This window comes from Alsobacter soli, from assembly GCF_003004785.1.
GTDB classification, from domain to species: Bacteria; Pseudomonadota; Alphaproteobacteria; order Rhizobiales; family Beijerinckiaceae; genus Alsobacter; species Alsobacter soli.
In genome coordinates this window covers 1-25,274 of the sequence record NZ_PVZS01000038.1, presented here as the reverse complement: position 1 = coordinate 25,274, position 25,274 = coordinate 1, and the positions used below count along the sequence as shown (strand labels likewise).

General features: G+C 69.6%; 22 protein-coding genes. 7 read left to right on the top strand and 15 right to left on the bottom strand.

Annotation, left to right across the window (positions count from 1 at the left end; translation table 11 throughout):
- The first annotated feature begins 44 nt into the window (after positions 1–44).
- Positions 45–359, top strand: coding sequence for a hypothetical protein (locus SLNSH_RS22305; protein ID WP_106340133.1), 315 nt, complete (start codon positions 45–47; stop codon positions 357–359).
- Positions 360–572: 213 nt separating this feature from the next.
- Positions 573–1,565 carry a polyphosphate kinase 2 gene (gene ppk2 / locus SLNSH_RS22300; RefSeq protein WP_106340171.1) on the top strand — a complete coding sequence of 331 codons (993 nt, stop codon included), beginning with the start codon at positions 573–575 and terminating at the stop codon, positions 1,563–1,565.
- 5 nt (positions 1,566–1,570) lie between these two features.
- On the opposite strand, the gene SLNSH_RS22295 is transcribed toward ppk2, so the two are convergent.
- The 5 genes from SLNSH_RS22295 to serS form a co-directional block, all read right to left on the bottom strand.
- Entirely contained in the window at positions 1,571–2,038 is a 468-nt protein-coding gene (locus tag SLNSH_RS22295) for a DUF1203 domain-containing protein (protein WP_106340131.1), read from the bottom strand.
- Between the two features lie 191 nt (positions 2,039–2,229).
- Positions 2,230–3,693: a LysM peptidoglycan-binding domain-containing M23 family metallopeptidase gene (locus SLNSH_RS22290; RefSeq protein ID WP_245422455.1), complete on the bottom strand. Its 1,464-nt coding sequence runs from the start codon at positions 3,691–3,693 to the stop codon at positions 2,230–2,232.
- Positions 3,694–3,856: 163 nt separating this feature from the next.
- Positions 3,857–4,519, bottom strand: a complete 663-nt coding sequence (locus tag SLNSH_RS22285) for a protein-L-isoaspartate(D-aspartate) O-methyltransferase (protein ID WP_106340129.1) — start codon at positions 4,517–4,519, stop codon at positions 3,857–3,859.
- 7 nt (positions 4,520–4,526) lie between these two features.
- Positions 4,527–5,291, bottom strand: coding sequence for a 5'/3'-nucleotidase SurE (surE, locus tag SLNSH_RS22280; RefSeq protein ID WP_106340127.1), 765 nt, complete (start codon positions 5,289–5,291; stop codon positions 4,527–4,529).
- Positions 5,292–5,294: 3 nt separating this feature from the next.
- A complete protein-coding gene (serS, locus tag SLNSH_RS22275; RefSeq protein WP_106340125.1) occupies positions 5,295–6,815 on the bottom strand; it encodes a serine--tRNA ligase in 1,521 nt (506 codons plus the stop codon).
- Between the two features lie 1,032 nt (positions 6,816–7,847).
- Here serS and SLNSH_RS22270 point away from each other — a divergent pair.
- Positions 7,848–8,135, top strand: a complete 288-nt coding sequence (locus SLNSH_RS22270; RefSeq protein WP_106340123.1) for a GIY-YIG nuclease family protein — start codon at positions 7,848–7,850, stop codon at positions 8,133–8,135.
- Between the two features lie 774 nt (positions 8,136–8,909).
- Here the strand turns inward: SLNSH_RS22270 and tatC are convergent.
- The 10 genes from tatC to SLNSH_RS22220 form a co-directional block, all read right to left on the bottom strand.
- Positions 8,910–9,692 (bottom strand): twin-arginine translocase subunit TatC, encoded by a 783-nt coding sequence (gene tatC, locus SLNSH_RS22265; protein WP_106340121.1) that lies wholly within the window; start codon positions 9,690–9,692, stop codon positions 8,910–8,912.
- Positions 9,689–10,387: a Sec-independent protein translocase protein TatB gene (gene tatB, locus SLNSH_RS25250; protein WP_210202563.1), complete on the bottom strand. Its 699-nt coding sequence runs from the start codon at positions 10,385–10,387 to the stop codon at positions 9,689–9,691. Before tatB ends, tatC begins: the two co-directional genes overlap by 4 nt.
- Before the next feature lie 208 nt (positions 10,388–10,595).
- Positions 10,596–10,841 carry a twin-arginine translocase TatA/TatE family subunit gene (locus SLNSH_RS22255; RefSeq protein ID WP_106340119.1) on the bottom strand — a complete coding sequence of 82 codons (246 nt, stop codon included), beginning with the start codon at positions 10,839–10,841 and terminating at the stop codon, positions 10,596–10,598.
- A gap of 63 nt (positions 10,842–10,904) precedes the next feature.
- Positions 10,905–12,017, bottom strand: coding sequence for an ABC transporter ATP-binding protein (locus SLNSH_RS22250; RefSeq protein WP_245422454.1), 1,113 nt, complete (start codon positions 12,015–12,017; stop codon positions 10,905–10,907).
- Positions 12,014–12,784, bottom strand: a complete 771-nt coding sequence (gene scpB, locus SLNSH_RS22245) for an SMC-Scp complex subunit ScpB (protein WP_106340117.1) — start codon at positions 12,782–12,784, stop codon at positions 12,014–12,016. Before scpB ends, SLNSH_RS22250 begins: the two co-directional genes overlap by 4 nt.
- Before the next feature lie 119 nt (positions 12,785–12,903).
- A complete protein-coding gene (locus tag SLNSH_RS22240) occupies positions 12,904–13,707 on the bottom strand; it encodes a segregation and condensation protein A (RefSeq protein WP_106340165.1) in 804 nt (267 codons plus the stop codon).
- Positions 13,708–13,765: 58 nt separating this feature from the next.
- Positions 13,766–14,785, bottom strand: coding sequence for a beta-N-acetylhexosaminidase (gene nagZ / locus SLNSH_RS22235; RefSeq protein WP_106340115.1), 1,020 nt, complete (start codon positions 14,783–14,785; stop codon positions 13,766–13,768).
- 181 nt (positions 14,786–14,966) lie between these two features.
- Complete coding sequence (locus tag SLNSH_RS22230; RefSeq protein WP_106340113.1) at positions 14,967–16,445, bottom strand: SPOR domain-containing protein; 1,479 nt, start codon at positions 16,443–16,445, stop codon at positions 14,967–14,969.
- A gap of 140 nt (positions 16,446–16,585) precedes the next feature.
- Positions 16,586–18,346, bottom strand: a complete 1,761-nt coding sequence (argS, locus tag SLNSH_RS22225) for an arginine--tRNA ligase (RefSeq protein WP_106340111.1) — start codon at positions 18,344–18,346, stop codon at positions 16,586–16,588.
- Positions 18,347–18,661: 315 nt separating this feature from the next.
- The gene (locus SLNSH_RS22220) at positions 18,662–19,873 is read right to left on the bottom strand and encodes a deoxyguanosinetriphosphate triphosphohydrolase (protein ID WP_106340109.1); all 1,212 of its coding nucleotides are present in this window, start codon (positions 19,871–19,873) and stop codon (positions 18,662–18,664) included.
- A 132-nt stretch (positions 19,874–20,005) separates the two neighbouring features.
- Here SLNSH_RS22220 and erpA point away from each other — a divergent pair, with 132 nt between their 5' ends.
- From erpA to SLNSH_RS22200, 4 genes are all read left to right on the top strand, one after another.
- On the top strand, positions 20,006–20,347 hold the full coding sequence (gene erpA, locus SLNSH_RS22215; protein ID WP_106340163.1) for an iron-sulfur cluster insertion protein ErpA: 342 nt from the start codon (positions 20,006–20,008) through the stop codon (positions 20,345–20,347).
- A gap of 93 nt (positions 20,348–20,440) precedes the next feature.
- Entirely contained in the window at positions 20,441–21,334 is an 894-nt protein-coding gene (locus tag SLNSH_RS22210; RefSeq protein WP_106340107.1) for a sugar kinase, read from the top strand.
- 88 nt (positions 21,335–21,422) lie between these two features.
- Entirely contained in the window at positions 21,423–23,393 is a 1,971-nt protein-coding gene (locus tag SLNSH_RS22205) for a hypothetical protein (RefSeq protein ID WP_146140351.1), read from the top strand.
- An 801-nt stretch (positions 23,394–24,194) separates the two neighbouring features.
- A complete protein-coding gene (locus SLNSH_RS22200) occupies positions 24,195–25,022 on the top strand; it encodes a tetratricopeptide repeat protein (protein ID WP_106340103.1) in 828 nt (275 codons plus the stop codon).
- Positions 25,023–25,274 lie beyond the last annotated feature (252 nt).

Genomic DNA, 25,274 nt, shown 5'->3' with positions numbered 1-25,274 from the left:
CGACACTGGGATTAGTCCGTTCTAACCATGAACGGGAGGGCAGCATGTCTAAGATCGAGAGCCTCGCTCGAGAGATCGCTCGCCAGCTCCGTAACTGCGACGAAGCGCTCGCGGTGGGCGACCGCGAGGTCATGGCCATCATCCGGGCCGTCAGGCTGGCCCTCAGCGAACCAAGCCATCAGATGTTGCGAGCCGGCTGGGGCTGCCATCTGAATGTGGACAGTGATCTGGGCCAGGATTTCGCCCGGGATGACTACTGCCGGTTGATCGAAGCGGCCTTTGATCGCAACGAAAACGACAAATCGGGGCTTGAGGATCCGGACAAGCCGAGCCTTCACGAGACGGCGGAAACGAATTGATCAAATCAATTCCGGGTTGTGGCCTTTTTGATACTCGCCGAACAGTGGATCGGTGGTAGTCTTCTCTTCGTGACGACTTCCTCCCTGAGAACTCAGCCCCGCTTCGGCGGGGCTCCTCTTGTAGGGGGCCTGGGTTTCGCCTGGTTTTGACCGAGGTCAAGGAAGCTTCAGCCGAGCAGGAGTGAACTTCCGAGTGTGAACTCGGAGGCCTCCATGACCGACACGCTCGAAGAGAAAGCCCCCCAGCCCGGCGCGGAGGTCAAGGTCGCCACCGTTGCGCCTGAACCGGCTTCCCCGACCGCCGTGAGCGGCGACGCTCCGGCCGCAAAGCCTCGCCGCGCGCCGCTGTCCCGCGACCCGGACGCCATCCGCCGCAGCTTCGAAACGGGCGAATACCCGTACACCACGCGCATGAGCAACGGCTCCTACATGGAGCACGTGATGCCGCTCCAGGTGGAGCTGCTCAAGATGCAGAACTGGGTGAAGGAGAGCGGCGAGAAGATCGTCGTGCTCTTTGAGGGCCGGGACGCCGCCGGCAAGGGCGGCACCATCAAGCGTTTCATGGAGCACCTGAACCCGCGCGGCGCCAGGGTGGTGGCGCTGGAGAAGCCCAACGAGCGCGAGCGGACCCAGTGGTACTTCCAGCGCTACGTCGAGCAGCTGCCTGCGGCGGGCGAGATCGTGTTCTTCGACCGCTCCTGGTACAATCGCGCGGGCGTCGAGCGGGTGATGGGCTTCTGCACCCCGCAGGAGTACCTGGAGTTCATGCGCCAGACGCCCGAGCTCGAGCGCATGCTGGTGCGCTCCGGCATCCGGCTTTTCAAGTTCTGGTTCTCCGTTACCCGCGACGAGCAGCTGCGCCGCTTCAAGGCGCGCGAGACGGATCCGCTCAAGCAGTGGAAGCTGTCGCCCATCGACCGCGCCTCGCTCGACAAGTGGGACGAGTACACGGAGGCCAAGGAGGCGATGTTCTTCTACACGGACACCGCCGATGCGCCCTGGACGATCATCAAGTCGGACGACAAGAAGCGGGCGCGGCTCAACGCCATGCAGCACTTCCTGGCCCAGGTTCCCTACCCCGACAGGGACGGGCATGTGGTGAAGGGCCCGGACCCGCTGATCGTGGGCAGCACCGCCTGGGTCCTGGCCCAGCACACGACGCTGCTGGACCGGGCGCAGCATCCCAACCTGAAGCGGGGCGCCTGACGGCCTCAGGCGCGATCGATGCGGCCCGAATAGCATCCGCGCCGGGCGTTGTGGGCGTGGATGTAGGATGCGTCGGGATTGGCGAACAGCCGCTCGATGAGGCCTTCGACGCTCGCTCCCTCGACGACGTCGGCATCCACCATCATGCCCCGGGCGTCAAAAGCCCGCAGCGACAGAAGGCGGGTGCGCATCACGGGGGGCACCTCGTCCACGCGGTCGAAGCGGAGTTCGGCGCCTTCGCGCACGAAGATGGCGTGCGCCGTGCGATACGGGGTCGCGGCGGGCTGGCACACGTGATTGAGCAGCAGCACGGTTTCGCCGGGCCGGGCCTCGCGCATTTCGACGCGGTCTGGGAAGTGCGAAGCGGCGTCGGCGCGATAGCGGAGGACGCCTTGGGCGGCGAGTTCCTCGTCCGAGCGGCCGAAGAGCGGGCGGAACGGCGCCGGGTCGAGGCCGGTGATGCGGAAATTCATGGCGGGTCTCCTGTCTGCGGAGCCCCATCAGAGCGGGACCGGATGGCGCCAGCCACCCGCTTGCTGCACCCGTTTCCTGCGATGCCACCCACATGAAAAAGCGGGCGGCGCCCGACGCGCCGCCCGCCTACGACCGACCAGACCTCGTGTCTCGCGGGCGCTGGTCGACTTTCCGGAATCCCGTGCCGGGATCAGTTGGACGCGAGGTGCGGCATCGGGTCGACCGGGGTCGAGCCCTTGCGCAGCTCGAAGTGGAGCTGGGGCGAGGAGACGTTGCCGCTCTGGCCCGACAGCGCCAGCACCTGGCCGCGGGAGATCTTGTCGCCGCGCTTCACCTTCAGCTCGCCGTTATGGGCGTAGGCCGAGACCCAGCCGTCCGGATGGCGGATGAGCACCAGGTTGCCGTAGCCCTTCAGCTCGTTGCCCGCATAGGCGACCTCACCGGCCTCGGCCGCCTTCACGGGCGTGCCCTCCGGGAGCGCGATGTTGATGCCGTCATTGCCGCCCTGCTTGTTGAAGCCGGTGATGACGCGGCCGCGGGCCGGCCAGCGGAACTCGGAGCCGCCGGAGCGGCCAGCCGGCTGGATGCTCGCCGTTTCGGCCGGCTCGGCGGCCGGAGCGGGCGTGGCCGCCGGGGCGTAGGCGGTCGCCTTGACGGGGGCGGCGGCCGGCGGCGGCTCGACCGCCTTGGCGGGCTTCGCGGTCTCGACCGGCTTCACGGCGGCGACCTTCACGGGCGCGGGCGCCGGGGCGGCGACGACGGGCTTCGCGGGAGCCGCGGCCACCTTGGCCTGGGCGACCGGCGCGGGCGCGACTTTCGGCATGCCGCGGGCGGCGACCTGGTGGGCCGGCGCGGCCATCGCTTGCTGATGGGGCTGAGGCTTCGCCGCGGCCACGACCGGCGCCGCGGCGCGGACCGGCTCGGCGCGGGCCTGGACGGCGGGCGCCGCTTCCGCGGCAGGGCGCGCGCCCTGGACGAGCTGCATGCGGGCCTTGCCGACCTGACGGCTGGCCTGCTGCGGCGCGTGGGAGATCGGCGCCGACGCCGCGGGAGCGGCGGCCATCGCGGCATGGGCGGCAGGAGCCGACGCCCCCGCGGCGTTGTAGACCGGGATGATCAGCTGGGCCCCGGGGCCGGGACGCGCGCCGGGCGCCAGCCCGTTCACGGACCGGATGGCCTGCTCCGGCACGCCGTAGCGGTTCGACAGGGCGGCGACGGTCTCGCCCTGGCCGAGCGTCACGGTGGAGCCGCCCTGGGCGGTCCAGCCCTTCATGACGGGGCTCGCGGGCATGTTCGGAGAGAGCGGCGCAGGCGCGACCGGCGCCACGGCGGCGACGCGCGGCTGGTGGTAGACGGGGCCGGACGGCGGGGGCAGCGGGGCGGAGGCGACAGGAGCGGGCGCGGCGAGCGGCGCGGAGGTCACCGCGCCTGCGGGGGCAGCCCCATAGGATTGCGCCTGGCGCTGCGGCGCCGGCTGCACGCTGCCCGTGCTCCCAGGCTCGAAGCGGGCGGAATTCTGGAACGGATTCTGGAAGGGATTGTCCCCGAAGCGCATTGCGTCGGAGCTGCAGGCCGCCGCGGAGCCGCCCACGAGCGCGACAACCAGGAGGCGAGGAACCGACCGCACAACGGCGGAGCCAGGACGCACACGCATGACACTACCCACTCGAACCACGACGCTGAACCGTGAGTGGGATTAAAGCCGCGTTGGGGTTAAGGAATGGTTGGCGCCGCGCGCTTTGGGCGAATTCGATTCACTATACGGGCGTGAGCTGCCCTTCCCGCGAACAGTTGGGCCGCACGCGCCGGAAAACCCGTCAGAGGCTCTCCGCCACGCCCTCCATCAGGAGCGGCAGGCTCAGCGGCGCGAGGGTGACGCGCACCATGTCGCTGAGGCCGGTCCCGTGGGTGAAGCGGGACAGCGACGACCGCCCCCCTCCCCGCTCCACGGCGATGATCCGGCCCGTGGGCGCCAGCTGCGAGACGAGCGCCGGCGGCAGCTTCTCAACGGCGGCGTGGATCAGGATGCGGTCATAGGGCGCGCCTTCCGGCCAGCCCAGGCGGCCGTCCGCGAGATGCACGACGGCGTTCTCGACGCCCTGGGCCCTGAGCCGCGCCTGCGCCTCGATGGCCAGCGAGCGATAGCGCTCGAGGGAGACGACCTCCTTCGCCAGCCTGGCCAGGATGGCGGCGCCGTAGCCCGAGCCGGCCCCGATCTCCAGGACGCGGTGCTCGGGCTTGAGCTCGAGGGCCGTGATCATCTCGGCCATCACGGAGGGCGCGAGGGTCGTCTGGCCGCAGGCGAGCGGCAGCGAGACATCGGTCAGCGCGAGATCGACATAGCGCTGCGGCACGAAGCGGGCCCGCGGCACCGTCTCGAAGGCGCCCAGCACGCGCGTGTCGCGCAGGCCCTTGGACCGGAGCGTCAGCAGGAAGGCGATGCGCGCCTCGGCCGCTCCCGGATCGAGGCCGACGCTCACGGCCCCCTCAGCCGCCGAACAGCTGCGCGTAGCGCGTCAGCGTCGGCTCGTCGGTGAGGTCGATGCGCAGGGGCGTCACGGAGATGCGGCCATTGGCCAGCGCGTGCAGGTCGGAGCCCTGCTCCAGGTCGTAGCGCCCGCGCACGAAGCCGATCCAGTAATAGGGCAGCCCGCGCCCGTCGGCGCGCTCCTCGATGCGCAGCAGCTCCTGGGAGCGCCAGCCCTGCGTTCCCACGACGGCCTTGAGCTCCGCGCCGGGGGCGCAGTTCGGGAAGTTGACGTTGACCAGCACGCCGGCGGGGACGCCCGCCTCCAGCACCTTGCGGATGATGTCAGGCGCGTGGCGCTCGGCCGCTTCCCAGTTGATGTGATCGCGCCCCTGCGGCCCGTAGGCCTGGGACAGGGCGACCGCCGGGATGCCCAGGATCGTCGCCTCGATGGCGCCGGCGACGGTGCCCGAATAGGTGACGTCCTCGGCGACGTTCTGGCCCTTGTTGACGCCGGAGAGCACGAGGTCCGGCTTCTTGTCCTTGAGGATGTGCCGCACGCCCATGATGACGCAATCGGTGGGCGTGCCCTTCACGGCGAAGCGGCGCTCGTCCACCTGGCGCAGGCGCAGCGGATCGCTCAACGAGAGCGAATGGGCCACGCCCGACTGGTCCGTTTCGGGCGCGACCGTCCAGACGTCGTCGGACAGGGCGCGGGCGATCGCCTCGCACACCGCGAGGCCTGGGCCGTGGATGCCGTCGTCGTTGGTGACCAGGATGCGCATGGGTCAGGCCGCCTTCTCGATGCGGGTGAGGCCGCCCATGTAGGGCTGCAGCGCCGACGGGACCGTGACGGAGCCGTCGGCATTCTGATAGGTCTCGAGCACGGCCACCAGCGCGCGGCCAACCGCCACGCCGGAGCCGTTCAGGGTGTGGACGAAGCGGGTATTCTTGCCCTCCGCCGGGCGGAAGCGGGCGTTCATGCGCCGGGCCTGGAACTCGCCGCAGACGGAGCAGGACGAGATCTCGCGGTAGGCGTCCTGGCCGGGCAGCCAGACCTCGATGTCGTAGGTCTTCTGGGCGCCGAAGCCCATGTCGCCGGTGCAGAGCGTGACGACGCGATAGGCCAGGTCGAGGCGCTTCAGCACCTCCTCGGCGCAGGCGGTCATGCGCTCATGCTCGTCCCTGGAGGTCTCGGGCGTGGTGACGGAGACCAACTCGACCTTGGTGAACTGGTGCTGGCGGATCATGCCGCGCGTGTCGCGCCCGGCCGCGCCCGCCTCCGCGCGGAAGCAGGGCGTGCAGGCGGTGAAGCGCAGCGGCAGCTCGCGCTCGTCCAGGATGGACTCGCGGACGAGGTTGGTGAGCGGGACCTCGGCGGTGGGGATGAGGCCGAGACGAGATTCACCGAGAGTCCGTTCTAGCTTGGCCCGAATGAGCTCAACTTCAAGCCTTCGGGCCTCCGCACGAGCAGCGGGATTCCACTCCTCATCCTTTCGAACTTCAGCAAGCTTTTCGGCCAACTCATAGATTTTGGGGAGCCCGAATTTATTCGCTAGCGCGATATCTGCATCAGCACCTTGTTTCCCCAATAACTCCGCGAGATGATACAATTGTGCATCATTAATACGGGGAACGAAGAACAAGTCGTCTTCAAACTTTGGCAACTGGTTTGTTCCGAAAAATGCTTCGTCTTTCACTAGCAGCGGCGGGTTCACCTCCGTGTAGCCATGCTCCTGGGTGTGCAGGTCGAGCATGAACTGGCCGAGGGCGCGCTCCAGCCGGGCGAGGCCGCCCTTGTTGACGACGAAGCGGGCGCCCGAGAGCTTGGCGGCGGCTTCGAAGTCCATGAGGCCGAGCCCTTCGCCCACCTCGAAGTGCTGCCTGGGGGCGAAGCCCAGCGCGGCCGCCGTGCGCGGGGCGCCGACCTTGCGCATCTCGACATTGTCGTGCTCGTCGCGCCCCAGGGGCACCTCGGGCAGCGGCGTGTTCGGGATCGCGGCCAGGGCCTTGTCGAGTTCGGCGACGGTGGCCTTCTCCTCGGCCTCGGCGGCCGCGAGCGCGTCCTTGAGGCCGGCGACCTCGGCCTTCAGGGCATCCGCCCGGGCCTGGTCCTTGGCGGCCATGGCCTGGCCGATCTCCTTGGAGAGCGCGTTGCGGCGCTCCTGGGACGCCTGGGCGCGGGCGATGGCGGCGCGGCGACGATCATCAATGGCCAGCAGCTGCGCGGACAGGGGCGCCGCGCCACGGCTTTCCAGCCCAGCGTCGAAGGCGCTCGCGTTCTCGCGGATCCACTTGATGTCGTACATGGCGCGCTGCCCAATCCCAGTCCGCACGGCAAGAGTCGCCGCGCATGCTGTTTGGCGCACCGTGGCCGCGGTGGCAACAGGGCAAAGCGGCTGGCGCCCTCTGGCCTCGTCATTGCGAGCGCAGCGAAGCAATCCAGGGGCGCGGGCCGTCCCGACGGAGAGGCACGCGCCGAGCCCTCCTGGATTGCTTCGCTGCGCTCCTCGCAAGGACGGACGTCCCTCTCCGTCATCGCGAGCGCAGCGAAGCAATCCAGGGGCGCGGGCCGTCCCGACGGAGAGGCACGCGCCGAGCCCTCTGGATTGCTTCGTCGCTGCGCTCCTCGCAAGGACGGACGTCCCTCTCCGTCATTGCGAGCGCAGCGAAGCAAACCAGGGGCGCGGGCCGTCCCGACGAAGAGGCACGCGCCCAGCCCTCTGGATTGCTTCGTCGCTGCGCTCCTCGCAAGGACGGACGTGCCTCTCCGTCATCGCGAGCGAAGCGAAGCAATCCAGGGGCGCGGGCCGTCCCGACGGAGAGGAACGCGCCGAGCCCTCCTGGATTGCTTCGTCGCTGCGCTCCTCGCAAGGACGGACGTCCCTCTCCGTCATCGCGAGCGAAGCGAAGCAAACCAGGGGTGCGGGCCGTCCCGACGAAGAGGCACGCGCCCAGCCCTCTGGATTGCTTCGTCGCTGCGCTCCTCGCAAGGACGGACGTGCCTCTCCGTCATCGCGAGCGAAGCGAAGCAATCCAGGGGCGCGGGCCGTCCCGACGGAGAGGAACGCGCCGAGCCCTCCTGGATTGCTTCGTCGCTGCGCTCCTCGCAAGGACGGACGTCCCTCTCCGTCATCGCGAGCGAAGCGAAGCAAACCAGGGGTGCGGGCCGTCCCGACGAAGAGGCACGCGCCCAGCCCTCTGGATTGCTTCGTCGCTACGCTCCTCGCAAGGACGGACGTGCCTCTCCGTCATTGCGAGCGCAGGGAAACAATCCAGGCGTCTGGGCGCAACCTCAGGTTCGTTTCCGACCAGCCGAAAACAGGCCACCCTTGTCAAGCATGCGAGAGCCCGCCGTCTACATCATGGCCAACAAACGCAATGGCACGCTGTATACCGGCGTGACGTCCAATCTCTCCATGCGAGTGCACCAGCACCGGGAAGGCCTTCTTCCCGGTTTCACGCTTCGATACGGCTGCAAGCTTCTCGTTTGGTACGAGCGCCTCCCAACCATGCCGGACGCGATCTTCCGTGAAAAGCAGATCAAGGGAGGATCACGCACGGACAAACTGCGCCTGATCGAAGGCTTCAACCCGAATTGGCGGAACCTTTATCCCGATCTGGCCTGAACTCAGGCGGCGCGAGGCCCAGCCTCCTGGATTGCTTCGTCGCTGCGCTCCTCGCAAGGACGGACGTCCCTCTCCGTCATTGCGAGCGCAGCGGAGCAATCCAGAGGCCCTTAGCCTCGACGGGGAGAGAGGCGGCAACCCCTCCTGGATTGCTTCGTCGCTACGCTCCTCGCAAGGACGGACGTCCCTCTCCGCCATTGCGAGCGAAGCGAAGCAATCCAGAGGCCCTTAGCCTCGACGGGGAGAGAGGCGGCAACCCCTCCTGGATTGCTTCGTCGCTACGCTCCTCGCAAGGACGGACGTCCCTCTCCGCCATTGCGAGCGAAGCGAAGCAATCCAGAGGCCCTTAGCCTCGACGGGGAGAGAGGCGGCAACCCCTCCTGGATTGCTTCGTCGCTACGCTCCTCGCAAGGACGGACGTCCCTCTCCGCCATTGCGAGCGAAGCGAAGCAATCCAGAGGCCCTTAGCCTCGACGGGGAGAGAGGCGGCAACCCCTCCTGGATTGCTTCGTCGCTACGCTCCTCGCAAGGACGGACGTCCCTCTCCGCCATTGCGAGCGAAGCGAAGCAATCCAGAGGCCCTTAGCCTCGACGGGGAGAGAGGCGGCAACCCCTCCTGGATTGCTTCGTCGCTACGCTCCTCGCAAGGACGGACGTCCCTCTCCGCCATTGCGAGCGAAGCGAAGCAATCCAGAGGCCCTTAGCCTCGACGGGGAGAGAGGCGGCAACCCTTCTTGGATTGCTTCGTCGCTACGCTCCTCGCAAGGACGGGACCTATCCGCCGGCGTCAGCCGCGGCCTGGTCGCGCTTCTTTTCGGCCATGCGGACGGCGATCACGGAGGCCTCGTAGAGGAGCAGGGTCGGGATCGCGAGCGAGAGCTGGCTGATGACGTCCGGGGGCGTCAGGATCGCGGCGGCGACGAAGACCAGCACGATGGCGTAGCGGCGCTTGTCCTTGAGGAACTGGGAGTCGATGAAGCCGGCCTTGGCGAGCAGGGTCAGGATCACCGGCAGCTGGAAGCTGATGCCGAAGGCGAAGATCAGGGTCATGATCAGCGACAGGTATTCGCTGACCTTCGGAAGCAGCTGGATGGAGGCCTCGCCTTCGATCAGCTGCTGCTGGCCGATGGAGAAGCGCATCACCAGCGGCATGGCGATGAAGAACACCACGGCCGCGCCGACCAGGAACAGGATGGGCGTGGCCACCAGGAAGGGGCGGAACGCGTCCTTCTCGTTCTTGTAGAGGCCGGGCGCCACGAATTTGTAAATCTGCGTCGCCACCACCGGAAAGGAGAAGAAGGCCGCCCCGAACGCCGCGAGCTTGATGTGGGTGAACAGGATCTCGAGCGGCGCCGTGTAGATCAGCTTCACCTGGTTGATGTCGCCGGCAGCCAGCCGATAAGGCACCAGCAGCACGTTGTAGATCTGCTGGGAAAAGCCATAGCAGACCAGGAACATGACGACGAAAGCGGCGAGCGCCTTGATGAGGCGGGCGCGCAGCTCGATCAGGTGCTCGATCAGCGGCGCCTTCGTGGCCTCGATGTCCTCGTGGGTCATCCGGCGCTACCTTCGTCCTCGGTGGTCGTCTTCTTGCGGGCGGTCCGGCGCTTGGGCTTGGCCGCGGGCGCCTCGGCGGCCTCGACAGCCTCGGGCGCCACGGGGGCGGTCGCGACGGCCGCTACGGGCGCGAACAGGTCGCGGTCGGCGGCCGACGGCTCCTCGGGAGGCGGCTCGGCGGCGGCGGCCTTCTTGCGAACCCGCTTGGGCTTCGGCTTGACCTCAGCCTCGGGCGCCGCTTCCGGCGCCGCGGCTTCAATGGGCTCGGCCGTTCCGGAGGGCTCCGGATCGGGAACCACGGGGGCGAAGGCCGCCTGGATCTGCTCCGGCGTGAGGTCCGGGACAGGCGGCGGCTCAGGGATGTCGATCTTGGTCTCGGGCAGCGGCTCGGCGGCGGTGGCCGGGGTCTCGGTCGCGCTCTTGATCTCGTCCCGGATGGTCTGGATCGGGTTGAAACCGGTGTTCAGCGTGGAGGAGACCTCGTTGTTGAGGCCTTCGACCGTCTTGCGGGCCTCCTCCAGCTCCATCTCGCGCATGGCGTCCTGGAACTGGCCCTGGAACTCGCCCGCGAGCCGCTTCACCTTGCCGACCGTCCGACCCACCGTGCGCAGGACGCCGGGGAGTTCCTTGGGCCCGATGACGACAAGCGCCACCACGCCTATGACGACGAACTCTCCCCACCCGATATCCAACATGGCGGTCTGGTCATCCGGACGAAACGAAGCGCCACCTCGGCGGAGGCGGCGCCATGCTCATAAAGCAGGGAAGCCGGGATTTCGAGCCTGAAGCGGGGCTGATCGTGCCCTCTCGCCCTCGTGCCCGAGTTCGGCCGGGACGCCCAGGCGGGCGCCCGCGTTCAGCCGTGGATGGCCGGGCCGGGCCCGGCCACGACGCCGAAAGGCCTCAGCTCGCCTTGCGCTCGCCAAGCGGCGCCTGGGCGGCGACGGGACGCTGGTCCTCGATGGGACGCACCGGCTCGGCCGGGCGGGACGCCGCCTGGGCCTCGACCTCATCGTCCTGCATGCCCTTCTTGAACGACTTGATGCCCTTGGCCACGTCGCCCATCAGATCAGACACCTTGCCGCGACCGAACAGCAGCATCACGACGATGCCAACCACGATCCAGTGCCAAATGCTCACGCCACCCATGGTGAACTCCCTCTCGGGTTCATCCGGCTGGCCGGATCCCGAATTTATGACCTCGCCCGGAACCTAGGCGCTCGGTGCGGCGAAAACAAGAACCTCGTCCGGATCGATGTCCACGCCGACCTCCGCGCCCTCAACGGCCTGTGGGTTGCCGCGCAGCCTGGCGCGGACCGGGGCGTCGAGGCCCTGCACGGCGATCTCGAGCAGATCGAGCTCGCCCAGGAAGCGACGGGCCAGCACGCGGCCCGGCAGGCAGAAGCCGGCGGCGCGCAGCCGGATGGCCTGCGGGCGGATGCAGACCACGGCGGGGCCGTCCGGCGCGCCGGGGGCGGGGAACAGGCCGAGCGGGGTGTCCGCCCTGCCCGCCTTCACGGTCCCGTCCACCTCGTTGAAGTCGCAGAAGAAGCGCGCGGCCGCGAGATCGACGGGGCGCTCGTAGAGCTCGCGGGCCGGCCCGGCCTGGACGATGGCCCCCTTGCGCATCAGCACCACCCGGTCGGCGATGCGCATGGCCTCCTCGGGGTCATGGGTCACCACCACCGCGGTGGCGCCCATCTCGCGCAAGAGCGCCAGGGTCTCCTCGCGCACGAGGTCGCGCATGCGCCTGTCCAGGTTGGAGAAGGGCTCGTCCATGAGGAGGACGCCCGGGCGGGGGGCGACGGCGCGCGCGAGCGCGACGCGCTGCTGCTCGCCCCCGGACAGGCGGTCCGGGTACACGCGGGCGTAGGCCTCCATGCCCACGCGCGCGAGCGCGCGACGCGCGGCCGTCTGCGCGTCCGCGGCCGCCAGGGCGCGCAGGCCGAAGAGCACGTTCTCCATCACGGTGAGGTGGGGGAAGAGGGCGTAGTCCTGGAACATGAGGCCGACGCCGCGGTCCTCGGGTTCGACGAAGACGCCGGGGCCGGCGACCTCGCGGTCGTCCAGGCGGATGCGGCCCCGGGTGGGGCGCTCCACGCCAGCGGCGAGCCGCAGCAGCGTCGTCTTGCCGCAGCCGGACGGGCCGAGCAGGCAGACGACCTCCCCCGCCTCGATCGCCAGGTCCACGTCCTTCAGGACGGGCGCGCCCCCGAAGGCGTGGGTCAGGCCCTCGAAGGACAGGCCCGCCGGAATGGCGGCGCCGGCCGTGCCGCGCGGGCCCCAGCGCCGGGCCCGGGCGCCCGTGTCGATCGCTTCGCTCACCGGTCGTCTTCACTCTTAAGGGGCTCGGGCGCCTCGTTGATGCGCTCCTCCTCCAGGGCGGTGAACAGATCCTCGCCGAGCGGCTCCTCGTCGTCGCGCAACGCCGGATCGTCGGAAGGCGTGGGTACGCCGAAGCCCGGCGGCAGCCGGCCATCGAGGAAGCCGGAGCCCTTGAGTTCGTCCAAGCCCGGCAGATCGTCGATCCTGTTCAGGCCGAAATGCACCAGGAACGCCTCGCTCGTGCCGTAGGTGACCGGGCGTCCGGGCGCCTTGCGACGGCCACGGATGCGGACCCATCCGGTCTCGAGCAGCACGTCGAGGGTGCCCTTGCTGGTGGAGACGCCACGGATGTCCTCGATCTCGGAGCGGGTCACCGGCTGGTGATAGGCGATAATGGAGAGGGTCTCCAGCGCCGCCCGCGAGAGCTTTCGCGGCTCGATCGCCTCGCGCGAGAGCAGGTAGCCGAGGTCGTCGGCGGTGCGGAAGGCCCACTTGCCGGCCAGTTGCACCAGATTGACGCCCCGCGCGGCGTATTCCTGCTCCAGGCTGCGCAGCACCGCCGCGACGGGCACGGTTCCAGGAAGGCGGCTGGCGATGGCGTCGGCCGCCAGCGGCTCGGACGAGGCGAACAGCAGCGCCTCGGCGATGCGGCACGCCTCGGCGAAGCTGCGCGCCTCCTCGACCGCGTCGAAGGCGGTCTCGATCGCCGCATCCAGGGCGTCCGTGGCGGCGCCGCCGCGCTGTTCGGCCAGGTTCAGCTTTCGCATATGCTTCCGTCGCCTCGGTTCTCGGCCGTGAGGCCCAGGCTTGTCCCGCGCGCCCGTGACCCGGCCCGCCGCCGTGGATGGCCGTGACGAGCCCGGCCATGACGGTGGGGAGCTTTGCGTCAGGCCCCCACCGCCTCCGCCGCGGCGGAGCGCGCCTTGAGCCAGATGGGCGCGAAGGCGCGGTCCTGCTGCAGGTCCAGGAGGCCTTCACGCACCATCTCCAGGGCCGCCACGAAGGTGGAGGCCCGGACCGTGGCCCGCATGGAGGGCTCGACCATATAGGCGGAGAGGTACTCGTCCAGCACCGTCCAGTCCAGCGCCACGCCGACGAGCCGCTGCAGCGTCTCGCGCGCCTCGGCCAGGGACCAGACCTGCCGCCGCACCACGGTGTGGTGCGACAGCGCGTGCTTCTGGCGTTCGCGGGCGTAGGCCGAGAGCAGGTCGAACAGGCTCGCCTCCCACTCGGGCGTGGTGGTGACCACCACCGGCTCCGGCATGCCGCGGGCGAAGACGTCGCGCCCCAGGCGGTTGCGCTCGACGAGCTTCTGGGCGGCCGCGCGGATCGCCTCCAGGCGGACCAGCCGCTTGGCGAGATCCTCGGCCAGTTCCTCGGCCGTGGGCTCGTCCGGCTTCGGCGGCGCGGGAAGCAGGAGGCGCGACTTGAGGTAGGCCAGCCAGGCGGCCATCACGAGGTAGTCGGCGGCGAGCTCCAGGCGGAAGGTGCGGGCCTGCTCGACGAAGACGAGATACTGCTCGGCCAGCGCCAGCACGGAGATCTTCTGCAGGTCCACCTTCTGGCGGCGGGCAAGCTCCAGCAGCAGGTCGAGCGGGCCGGCGAAGCCGTCCACGTCCACCATCATCGCAGGCTCCGCCTCGCCGCGATCCACGCGGACGGCGTCCTCGAATTCGAGCTGCTGGTCGATCTTGCCCACTGAATCCCGGTGATTCGCGCCCTGAATGTGCGCGCGAATCGTGGGCCCGTCAGGCCACCGCCGCAAGCGCGGCCTCGAGCCGCGCCCAACCTTCCACAGGATCCAGCGGCTCAGGCCGGTGCCGGATGCGCGCCAGTGCGGCCTCGGCGCGCCGGAGGGCGTCGCCCGAGAGGTCGTGCACCGCGGCGGCGACCTCCTCCATCTCGGCCATGACGCCGTGGCAGTAGAGCGCGACGTCGCAGCCGGCGCGCAGCGCCGCTGTGGCGCGTTCGCCGAGCGAGCCCGTGAGGGCCTTCATGGAGATGTCGTCGCTCATGACCAGGCCGTCGAAGCCGATCACCCCGCGGATGACCTCGGCGAAAACCTTGGGCGAGGTCGTGGCGGGGGCCGACGGGTCGATGGCCGCGTAGACGACGTGGGCCGTCATGGCCATGGGCATGTCGGCCAGGGTCTCAAAGGGGGCGAAGTCCCGGGCCGCGAGTTCGGCGAGGGGCGTCTCGACGGTCGGCAGGGCCTCGTGGCTGTCCGCCCTGGCGCGGCCGTGGCCGGGCATGTGCTTGATCACCGGCAGAACGCCGCCGGCCATGAGGCCTTCGCCGGCGGCGCGACCCAGGACGGCGATGGTTTCGGGATCGTCCGCGTAGGCGCGGTCGCCGATGATGGTGTGGGCGCCGGGGACGGGCACGTCGAGCACCGGCAGGCAATCCACCGTGATCCCCACCGTGAGCAGGTCGTGGGCGATGAGGCGGGCCCCGAGCCGGGTCAACTCGCGGCGGACGAGCGGGTCGTTGGCGGCGAGTTCGCCGAGGCGGCGCGCGGGCGGATAGGCGCGCCAGTGGGGCGCGGCCATGCGCTGGACCCTGCCCCCTTCCTGGTCGATCAGGACTGGCGCGTCGGCGCGGCCGACGGCGTGGCGGAACTCCGACGTCAGCTTCAAGAGCTGCTCGGGGCTCTCCACGTTGCGGCGGAACAGGATGAGGCCCCAGGGGTTCGCGTCACGAAAGAACGCGATCTCATCCGGAGTGAGCACCGGGCCGGAGCAGCCGGCGATGAAGGCGCGAATGGGCATGTCTGAGGCATCCTCCCTCTCCCGGATCGCGGGACAGGGGACGGGGCTAAGGGCCAGCGCCATCGAGCGCGGTTTTCGGGAAGGCGACTTCAGGAGGCGAGAAGGCCGCGTGTCGAGCACCACGCCCGGCGGCCCTCGCCCCTGCCCCTCTCCCGCCGGGCGGGAGAGGGAGGAGCGGAGGTCAGTTCTTGGCCACGAAGCACTGGCCGCCGGCGCCCTGCAGCTTGGTGCAGAGGGCCGTGGCGTCCTCGCGGGAGAGGCCGCCGACGCGGACGCGGTAGATCGTCTTGCCGTTGACGTCGGCCTTGCGCACGCCAGGGGTGTGACCGTCGAGCTGGCTGGCGAAGCGCTTCTGCAGCTTGCCGATCACGTCGCGCGCCTCGGACTCGCTCTGGGGCGCTGCGAGCTGCACGGCGAATCCGCCGGACGCGGCCTCGGCCACAGGCGCGCTCGGCTGGGTCGAGGCAACCTGCTGCCTGGCCGGCGCGGGCTTCGGCGCAGCCGCTGCGGCCGGCGTGGCCGGAGCAGCCTCGGGCTTCGGCTTCGGCGCGATCGCGGCGGTCGTGGGCGGCGCCGAGGGGGTCGGCTTGGGCCGGGCCACTGGAGCCGGCGTCGCGCCGGTCGAAGACGGGGTCGCGGAAGCGGACGGCGCCGGCCCGGAAGGCGCGACGGCGGCGAGCGAGGCCACGCGGGTCGGAGCGGGCTCGTTGTCGATCACCGTGCCATCCGGGCGGACCGACACGGTCTTCACCCGGCGAGGCTCGCCCAGTTGCGGCAGCCCGGACGGGGGCGCGGCAGGCCGCGCAGCCGCGGGCCCGCCCGTGGACGTGGCGTCGCCCGGATTGGGAGCGGCGTCAGCCGGCAGGTCGCGGCGCGTCAGCTGCTCCACGTCCACCGGCTGCTCGGTGCGGCCGGACAGCTTCACGTTCTTCAGGTCCTCGGACGCGCCGGGACGATTGTAGATGGCGCTATCCTGGTTCGGGACCTCGGCGCCGCCCGGGTTCTGGGGCTGGACCTTCGAGGGACCGGTGTCGGCCTTGATCAGCGGCGGCGCGCCTGCGACGCGCACCACGTTGCTGGAACCCCGGAAGGCGTAAGCGCCGGCGCCGACGAGAGCGACGCAAGCCGCGACGCCCGCCAGCAGGGCCCACTTGCGGCTGCGACGCGGAGGCTCGTCGAATGATTCGTCGTGGGGCGGCAGCTGGCCCTGCGGCTCGTAGACGGGCTCGGCCTCGGCCTGGGCGTAGCGATCGTCGTAGCCACGGGGGTCGTCCTGAGCCTCGCCGCGGAGGGCCCAATTCTGCTGCTCGAAATCGGGAGCGGACGGCTGGCGAAGCTGGTAGGGCAACGCGCCGTGTTGCGCATCGCCCTCGTAGGCCGCGAGTTGATCCTCGAAGGACGAAGCCGACGGGTAGGCGGCCTGCTGGCCGCCTTCATGCGTCATGCGGGGCTCGACGCGGCCGCCGGCCGCCTCGTCCCGCCACATGACCTTGAAAGGGTCGTCCTGGCCCACGATTCGGGCCAGCTCGGCGAGCGGGTCGTTGTGATGATCACGCGTGGGCGCGGGCCTCGCAGACGCGCGAGGTCCGGCGGCCTCCCGCAGCTGGCGCTCGAGCTCATCGAGATCGATCTCCGGCCGCTGCCTGTTCAACTCGTTCATGAAACACCCGCTGTCACAGCCCGACGACAACCCGACCGGGCTCCCCGCGCGTGCGCAGGGGGCAGCGAATGGTGTGACCCATTCTGGCACAAAGCAAGTCCGTCCGTGAACGGATGCCCAGCTGCGACAACCCCGCGCCGTTAGCGCATTTCGTCCGGCGCGGTCACCCCGAGGATGCCCAGCCCGGCTGCAAGGACGGACATCACGGCGTCAACCAGCGCCAACCTTGCATAGGACGAATTTCGATCAGTCTCGATAACAAACCGTAAATGCGGCGCTTCTTTGCCCCTGTTCCACAATCCGTGAAAGTCGCTAGCCAAATCGTAGAGATAAAAGGCTACGCGATGCGGCTCGTGCGCTGAAGCTGAAGCTTCCACGATGCGCGGAAACTGCGAAAGACGGCGAATGACGTCCAATTCGGCCGAATCGGAAAGAAGCTTGAGGTCGGCCGCAAGCAACGCCGCGCGATCGTTCGCCGCGCCGGCGAAGGCCTGCTCGGCCTGGCGAAACACCGACTTGCAGCGCGCATGGGCGTATTGGACGTAGAAGACCGGGTTCTCCTTGGACTGCTCGATGACCTTGGCGAGGTCGAAATCAAGCGTCGCGTCGTTTTTGCGGAACAGCATCATGAAGCGGACCGGATCGCGGCCCACCTCGTCGACCACGTCGCGGAGCGTGACGAAGTCGCCGGCGCGCTTCGACATCTTCACCGGCTCGCCGTTGCGCAGCAGGCGCACGAGCTGGCAGAGCTTCACGTCGAGTTCGCCCTGCCCGGCCGTGACCGCCTTCACGGCGGCGGCCATGCGCTTCACGTAGCCGCCGTGGTCGGCGCCCCAGACGTCGATCATGGTCTTGAAGCCGCGCCGGAACTTGGAAGCGTGGTAGGCGATGTCCGACGCGAAGTAGGTGTAGGAGCCGTCCGACTTCAGCAGCGGACGGTCCACGTCGTCGCCGAAGGCCGTGGCGCGGAACAGCGTCTGCTCGCGGTCCTCCCAGTCCTCCACGGGCTGCCCCTTGGGCGGCGGCAGGCGGCCTTCGTAGACGAGGTCGCGGGAGCGCAGCTCGTCGATGGTCGCCTTGATCTCGTCGACCGCGCCCTTGGACAGGGAGCGCTCGGAGAAGAACACCTCGTGGCTGATGTTCAGCAGCGCGAGGTCGGCCCGGATCATGTCCATCATCATATCGATGGCGACCTGGCGGACGAGCGGCAGCCACTCGGCCTCGGGCTTGTCGAGAAGGCTGCGGCCGTGCTCGGCGGCGAGCTTCTGGCCGACTGGGACGAGATAGTCGCCCGGGTAGAGCCCTTCCGGGATTGACCCCACGTTCTCGCCCAGCGCCTCGCGATAGCGGAGGAAGGCCGACCGAGCCAGAACGTCGACCTGAGCCCCGGCGTCATTGATGTAGTACTCGCGCGTGACGTCCTGGCCGGCGAAGGCCAGGAGGTTGGCGAGCGCATCGCCGAACACCGCGCCGCGCCCGTGGCCCACATGCATGGGCCCGGTCGGGTTGGCGGAGACGTACTCCACGTTCACCTTCTCAAGCGACGTGCGAGCGATGCGGCCGAAGTCCTTGCTGGAACTCACGATCGCGCGCACGACATCCTGGAACATGGAGACGTCGAGACGGATGTTGATGAAGCCCGGTCCGGCGATCTCGGCGGAGACGACGCCCGGCTCCCTGGCGAGCTCGGCCTGGATGAGGCCGGCCAGGGCGCGCGGGTTGGACTTGGCCTCCTTGGCCAGCACCATGGCGGCGTTGGTGGCGAGATCGCCATGGGACGGATCGCGCGGGGGCTCGACGACTACCTTCGAGGCATCGAGGCCGGCGGGGAGCGCCCCCTCGGATCCGAGCCGCGCGATGATCGCGGCGAGCCGGCGCTGGAAGTCGTCGAAGATGTTCATGGCGGGTCCGAAGGGCTGCGGGCCGCCTTCGCGGCCGTGAAACGCGTTGGCGCGCCTCCTATCACAGGCGGGCGCGGATTGACCACAGGACGCCTGCAACCGGGCTCGATGCGGCCATCCGCACGGCCTCGCTTCGCGCCGTCATCCCGGCGGCCTGCGCATGCAGGCCGGGAAGGGGATCCAGGGGATCGGACGCTTATTCCGCGACGGTCAGCCGGCGCAGCGTGGCGCGGACTGCGCCTGGATCCCCTTCCCCTCCGCCGCTGCGCGGCTCCGGCCGGGGATGACGGCGGGTCTGTTCCGGCAGCAAGCATTTCACCGCAGCTCGGGCGTGGCGTCGAACAGGCGCCTGTGCTCGGTCAGCGCGTAGCCGTCCGTCATGCCGGCGATGTAGTCGGCCACCCGGCGGGCGCGGCGGGCCTCGTCGGCGGCGTCCAGGCCCTCGTGCCACTCGCCGGGCATGAGGGCGGGATCCGCGAAGAAGCGGCCGAAGAGGTCGCGCACGACCTGGTCGGCCTGTGTGCGCACGGCCACCACGCTGGGGGCGCGGTACATGTTGGGGAACAGAAAGCCCTTGATGGCGCGGTCAGCGTCGGCCATCGCCGGCGTGAAGCACACGGTGGCCTCCGGGGCCCGGCGGATCGCGTCGGCGTCGGCCGGCGCCAGGGCGGCGAGCCGGCGCTCGCCCTCGCGGATGCCGTCCTCGACGAAGCGGGTGATGATGCGGCGGCCGAGCTCGTGGATCACGCGGCTGCGCTCCAGGCCCGGCCAGCGGGCGTCGATCTCGTCCAGCAGCTCGGCCAGGAAGGGCACGGCGCGCAGGGCCTCCAGCTCGAACAGACCGGCGCGCAGGCCGTCGTCGATGTCATGGGCGTCATACGCGATGTCGTCCGCGATGGCGGCGCACTGGGCCTCGCCGCCGGCGTGGGTGTCGAGCCCGAGATCCTGGCGGGCGTTGTATTCCAGGATGGGGCCGGGCACTCCCCGCTTGCGGTAGCGTTCCGTCGGCTGGCCTGCGGCGTCCACAAGGGGGCCGTTGTGCTTCACCAGGCCTTCCAGCGTCTCCCAGGTCAGGTTCAGGCCGTCGAAGTCGGCGTAGCGCTTCTCCAGGCGGGTGACCACGCGCAGCGCCTGGGCGTTGTGGTCGAAGCCGCCATAGGGCGCCATGCACTCATCGAGCGCGTCCTCGCCCGTGTGGCCGAAGGGCGTGTGGCCGAGGTCGTGCGAGAGCGCGAGCGCTTCGGCGAGGTCCTCGTCGAGCCCCAGCGCCCGGGCCAGGGCGCGGGCGATCTGGGACACCTCGATCGTGTGCGTCAGCCGGGTGCGGTAGTGGTCGCCCTCGTGGAACACGAAGACCTGGGTCTTGTGCTTCAGGCGCCGAAAGGCGGTGGCGTGGATGATGCGGTCGCGGTCGCGCTGGAACTCGCTGCGCGTCGGCGAGGTCGGCTCCGGATAGAGGCGGCCGCGGCTGGCGGCGGGATCGGCCGCGTAGGGAGCGCGCCAGCGGTCGAAGCGGCCTTGCGTCACGGGACGGTCCCTCCCCTGCGGGGCCGGGGCCCCGCGCCGTTGAATTGCGGGCTCCCCGCCCTTACCTTCGCAGATGCGATATACAGCAGCGCGGAGTTTCCGCCAGACGTCCCCCGGAGGCCTTTCATGAGCATGGTCGATGCGGAGGCCCAGCCTCTCTCGGTCACCGAGCGCGCGGCGCGGCGCATCCAGAAGGTGCTCGCCACCGAGCCGCCGGGCTCCATGCTGCGCCTGGCCGTGAACGGCGGCGGGTGCTCGGGATTCCAGTACGACTTCTCCTTCGACACGGCCCGGGCGCCGGACGACCTCGCGGTCGAGCGGGACGGGGTGACGGTGCTGGTCGATTCGGTGTCGCTGCCCTTCCTCCAGGGCGCCACGCTGGACTTCGTGGACGACCTCATGGGCCAGTCGTTCCGGGTGGAAAACCCGAACGCCACGGCCGCCTGCGGGTGCGGGACGAGCTTTTCGATCTGAACGGGTGGACGGGCCCCCAAGCATGGGGGCTAGCCCGAACTTGCTCGACGAAGGTCGAATGCAGATGATGCGCGCTCTTGGAGGAGATGCCCCATGGAAGCGCTGTTCATCGGCCAGACCTATATTGACGTCACCTTCCTGGCGGACCACATCCCCACGGGCGACGACAAGACGGTGGCGCAGGACTACGCGGTCTCCTTCGGCGGGAACGCGGTCACGGCGGCGTTCTGCTGCGCCAAGCTGGGCGTCGTCCCGGACTTGCTGACGTCCCTGGCGGACGACTGGCTCGGCCGCATGTTCCTCGACATGGCGGCCAAGTACGCCATTCCGGTGCACGGCCGGAAGGTGCGGGAGAGCTCCCTCTCCTTCGTGCTGCCCAACGACGGCAAGCGCGCCATCATCCGCTGCCGCGACGACCACTATCTCCACCCCTTCCCGACCCTGAACATCGCGGGCTGCCGGGCGCTGCACCTCGACGGGCACCAGGCGGACGCGGCCATCCACTACGCCCGCACCTGCCGGGAACGCGGCATCCTCACGTCGCTCGACGGCGGCGGCCTGCGCGAGAACACGCACGAGCTGCTGGAATTCATCGACGTCGCCATCTGCGCCGAGCGGCTGGCCGAACAGCTGGAGGTCTCGCCCGCGGCGCTGCTCGATGTCCTGAAGCGCAAGGGGGTCAAGATCGGCGGGGTCACCATGGGCGACCGCGGCATGATCTGGTACGACGAGACGGGCGAGGTGCGGCGCCAGCCGGTGCTGAACGTGCCGACAGCGGCCATCATCGACACCAGCGGCGCCGGCGACGTGTTCCACGGCTCCTATATCGCGTCCTACCTGCAGCGGCCCGGCCAGACCTGGGCCGAGCACTTCGCCTTTGCGCGCGCGGCGTCCAGCTACAAGATCCAGCACCTGGGCAACGAGGCGGGCCTGCCCTCCCTCGGCGACATCGCGGCCATCCGGGACACCTACGTCGAAGCGGCTTGAGCTGAGCGTCTCCTCGAATAGGTTTGGCCTTTCGCAAGAGATGGCGTGATATGCGCCGCTGCGGATGACGACCCGAGGAGAGACGGACATGAGGCGAGCGACGCGGTGGATGGCTCTGGCTGGCGGCGTTTCGCTCGCGGCCGTGGCGGCGCATGGCGGGGCCGAACACGCCCTGCGCGCCCAGGTTCAGGCCGCGCTCGGATCAGCAGCGTCGCAGGCGACGGTTTCCGTCGATCCCTGGAGCGGGCGCATCGCCCTGCGCGACCTCGCCTGGACAGGCGCGGGCGGCGCTCGGGTGACGATCGGGGCCGTGCGGCTCAACGCGGGCTCCGCGCTTCTGGCGACCGCGCAGGCGGCGGACGCCGTCAGCCTGGACAATGTGGTGATCGAGAGCGGCGCGACCCGCTACGCCCTGAAGCGCGTTGACGTGACCGGCACGTCCATGAGCCGCGAGGATGTCGCCGCCCTCCTCGACAAGTCGTCGAGCACGCCCATGGCGGAACGCCTGGCGCGGCTGAGCGCCTCGCAGATCGCCATTCCGGAGCTCGTGGTGTCGCAAAAGTCGGCCAATGCGAGCGTGGAGGCGACCTACCGGGACATCCGCCTCGTGGACGTGGACAAGGGCCGCGTGAAAAGCTTCGCGGCCTCCGGCGGCGTCTTTGAAACCCACGCCGACAAGGACGGCGTGAAGGGGACCGTCGGCCCGGTCTCCGGCTCCGACGTGGACACCGTGCTGGTGGCGCGCATCTACACGGACAAGGCCGGCCCGGGCGACACGGAGCCGAAGACCGCGTACGGCGCCTTCACCATCGACACGATCACCGGCACGGCCGACAAGGGCGGCGGCTTCGCGATCGACCATGTGGTCGTCAAGAACTTCAAGGCCCGGCCAACCAGCGAGCCGATGCTGCCCTTCTTCGAGGAGTTCGCCGGCAAGCAGGACGTGGCCAAGATGCCCGGGCCGGAGCGCGCCCGCTTCGTCAACGGGCTGGTCGACATCCTCGAGGCCTTCTCGGTCGACCTGGTGGAAGCCAGCGGGATCACCCTCACGGCGCCGCCGTCCGACAAGGAGAAGGCGGCCGTGAAGGTCGCGCGCATGAGCTACGCCGGCGCCGGCATGGGCAAGCCCAACGACATGCGGCTCGAGGGCCTCGATGTGACGGCCCCGAACGGCTATGGCCGCATCGGCTCGATCTCGCAGACCGGCTGGTCGTTCAAGGCGACCCTCGACGCCCTGCGGGCCACCCTGGGCGACCCGGGCAACGACCTGAGCGACCTGGATCCCCGGATGTTCATCCCGGATCTCGGGACCTTTGCGATCCGCGACATCGACCTGAACGTGCCCGACGACAAGGCGAAGGCGAAGGATCCGTCCGCGCCCAACATCCGGGTCGGGCTGAAGACCTTCGAGGTCTCGACCGGCTCGCCCGTGAAGGGCGTCCCGACGGCGCTTCGGGTCGGCATGGACCGGCTGACCATGGCGATCCCGCCGGGCTCGAAGGAGGAGGGCCTGAAGGACCTCCTGTCCATGGGCTACAAGGACGTGGACTTCAGCTTCGGCCTCGACGGGCGCTGGAACGAGAACGCGGCCGAGTTCACCATCGGCCAGATCGCCCTGCAGGGCGTGAACATGGGCAACCTCACGGTGAAGGGCCTGCTCGGCAACGTCACCAAGGACGTCTTCGCCGGCGACAGCGCCACCGCGCAGGTCGCCCTGCTGGGCGCGACGGTGAAGCAGCTCGGCTTCACGCTGGAGAACAAGGGCCTGGCCGAGAAGCTGCTGGAGCGCACGGCCCGGGAGCAGAAGAAATCGCCCGACCAGCTGCGCAAGGAGCTCGGCGGCGCGGCCCAGGTCGGAATCCCGGCCATGCTGGGCGGCTCCGCCAACGCCAAGGCGCTCGGCGCGGCGGTCGCGAAGTTCATCGTGAAGCCCGGCCGGCTGAGCGTCACGGCCTCGGCGCGCGACCCCGGCGGGCTGGGCATGGCCGATTTCGCCATGGCCCAGGGCGACCCCGCGTCCCTGCTGGAACAGGTGAACATCACCGCCACGGCGGAGTGAGGAGCCGAGCCTGGGCTCCCGGTTGCGGGGGCGCAGGCTGTTTCCGCAGTGCGGCGTCATCCCCGGCGCGCCGAAGGCGCGGGAAGGGGATCCAGGGGGCTTGGGGCAACATACCCGTCCGCGAACCGGGCGAGCCCGCGCACCGGCGGCCCCGGCGCGCGCGGCCCCCTGGATCCCCTTCCCCTCCGCCGCTGTGCGGCTCCGGCCGGGGATGACGGCGGATGGGCGAGGGTTCCTCTTCCGTCCAGCCGAGATAGCTCCTCGTCATGGCCGGGCTCGTCCAGGCCATCCACGCCTGGCCGCCCCGCGTGGATCCCCGGGATAAGCCCGGCGGTGACGGCGGAATCACCGAGTTGTCCTCCGTCGGTCCTGGTGAGGTGAGCGCGATCCGGCGCGCGGGGGCCCGACCACGGGCACGCCCCCTCAGTGTGTCCCAACCTCCACTTTGTTGCAGCTTGGACACAGCCACAATCCATTCGCATGACTCCCCAAGGCTGGCGCGAACGCGCCCAGAAGCCGCCATAAACCGCGCCGAGAGTTCGCACGCTGCAATGAACTGAATTTGCTTCCCTTTTCGGATGCGGACCAGTCGTTAACCGGCGGTCCGTAAGATCACGGCTCGTGACACGCTGAAGTTGCTGCCCGCCAGGAGGCGTGGCACACAGCCGAGGCTTCACCGGCGATCGGGGCAGGCAGGCGAAGTGATGGACGAGCGCGTGAACGTGACGACGATTTTGACGACAGGGCGCCAAGAAAGGCGCTGTTCGTCGCAGGCGTGGCTGGGACGGAACGGTTGAAGCCATGCGCACGCGCGACACCCTGCTTTGCTCCCTCTCGGCCCTTTGCGTCGCCTTCGCGGCGGCGCCGGCTTTCGCCCTCGACGCGAAGGTTCAAGGCCAGGTCACGGCGGCCATCCCGCTCGAGGTCTTCAAGTCGACCCGGGACGCCTTGCGCTCCGGCGTGAAGGACTACAACGCCGGCGACAAGGTCGGCGCCGTGAAGGCCCTGGAATACGCCGCCGAGCAGGGCCATGCCCTGGCGCGGTGGAAGCTCGGGCGCATGTACGCCGACGGCGACGGCGTGCCGCAGAATGACCTCAAAGCCTTCCAGTACTTCTCCCGCATCGCGGACGAGAACGCCGACGAAAGCCCGGATTCGGCCAACGCCCGGGTCGTGGCGACCGCCTTCGTGGCGCTGGGCTCCTATTTCCTGGACGGCATCCCGAACACCGAGGTGAAAGCCAACCCGGTGCGCGCCCGCGACATGTTCCAGTACGCGGCGACCTATTTCGGCGACCCCGACGCCCAGTACAACCTCGCCCGCATGGCGATCGAGGGCCAGGGCGGCCCGAAGGACCCGCGCCAGGCCATCCGGTGGCTGAACCTCGCGGCCGAGAAGGGGCACGTCCAGTCCCAGGCCCTGCTGGGGCACCTGCTGTTCTCCGGCGAAGCCGGCGCCCGCCAGAAGGCCCGCGGCCTGATGTGGCTGACGTTGGCCCGCGACTCGGCCAATCCCGAGCGCGACGCGTGGATCCTCGAACTCCACGACAAGGACTTCGCCGAAGCCGCCGACACGGACCGCCAGGCCGCCATGGCCTATGTGGACCAGCAGACGCGCCGCCGGCCCTGAGGCTCCTCTCNTTCGTCGCTGCGCTCCTCGCAAGGACGGCGCAGGGAGTTGCGCGCAACCGTTCCGCCCGCGCTTCGTCATTGCGAGCGCAGCGAAGCAATCCAGGGCTTCTGGCCTTGCGCGTCCCGCCTCGTTCGTCATCCCCGGACTTGTCCGGGATCCACCCACCCGCCCGGGCCCGTGGGTGGCCGGGTCAAGCCCGGCCATGACGTGAGAGAATAAACCTCAAGGCCGGGCTCCGACGGCGACCTC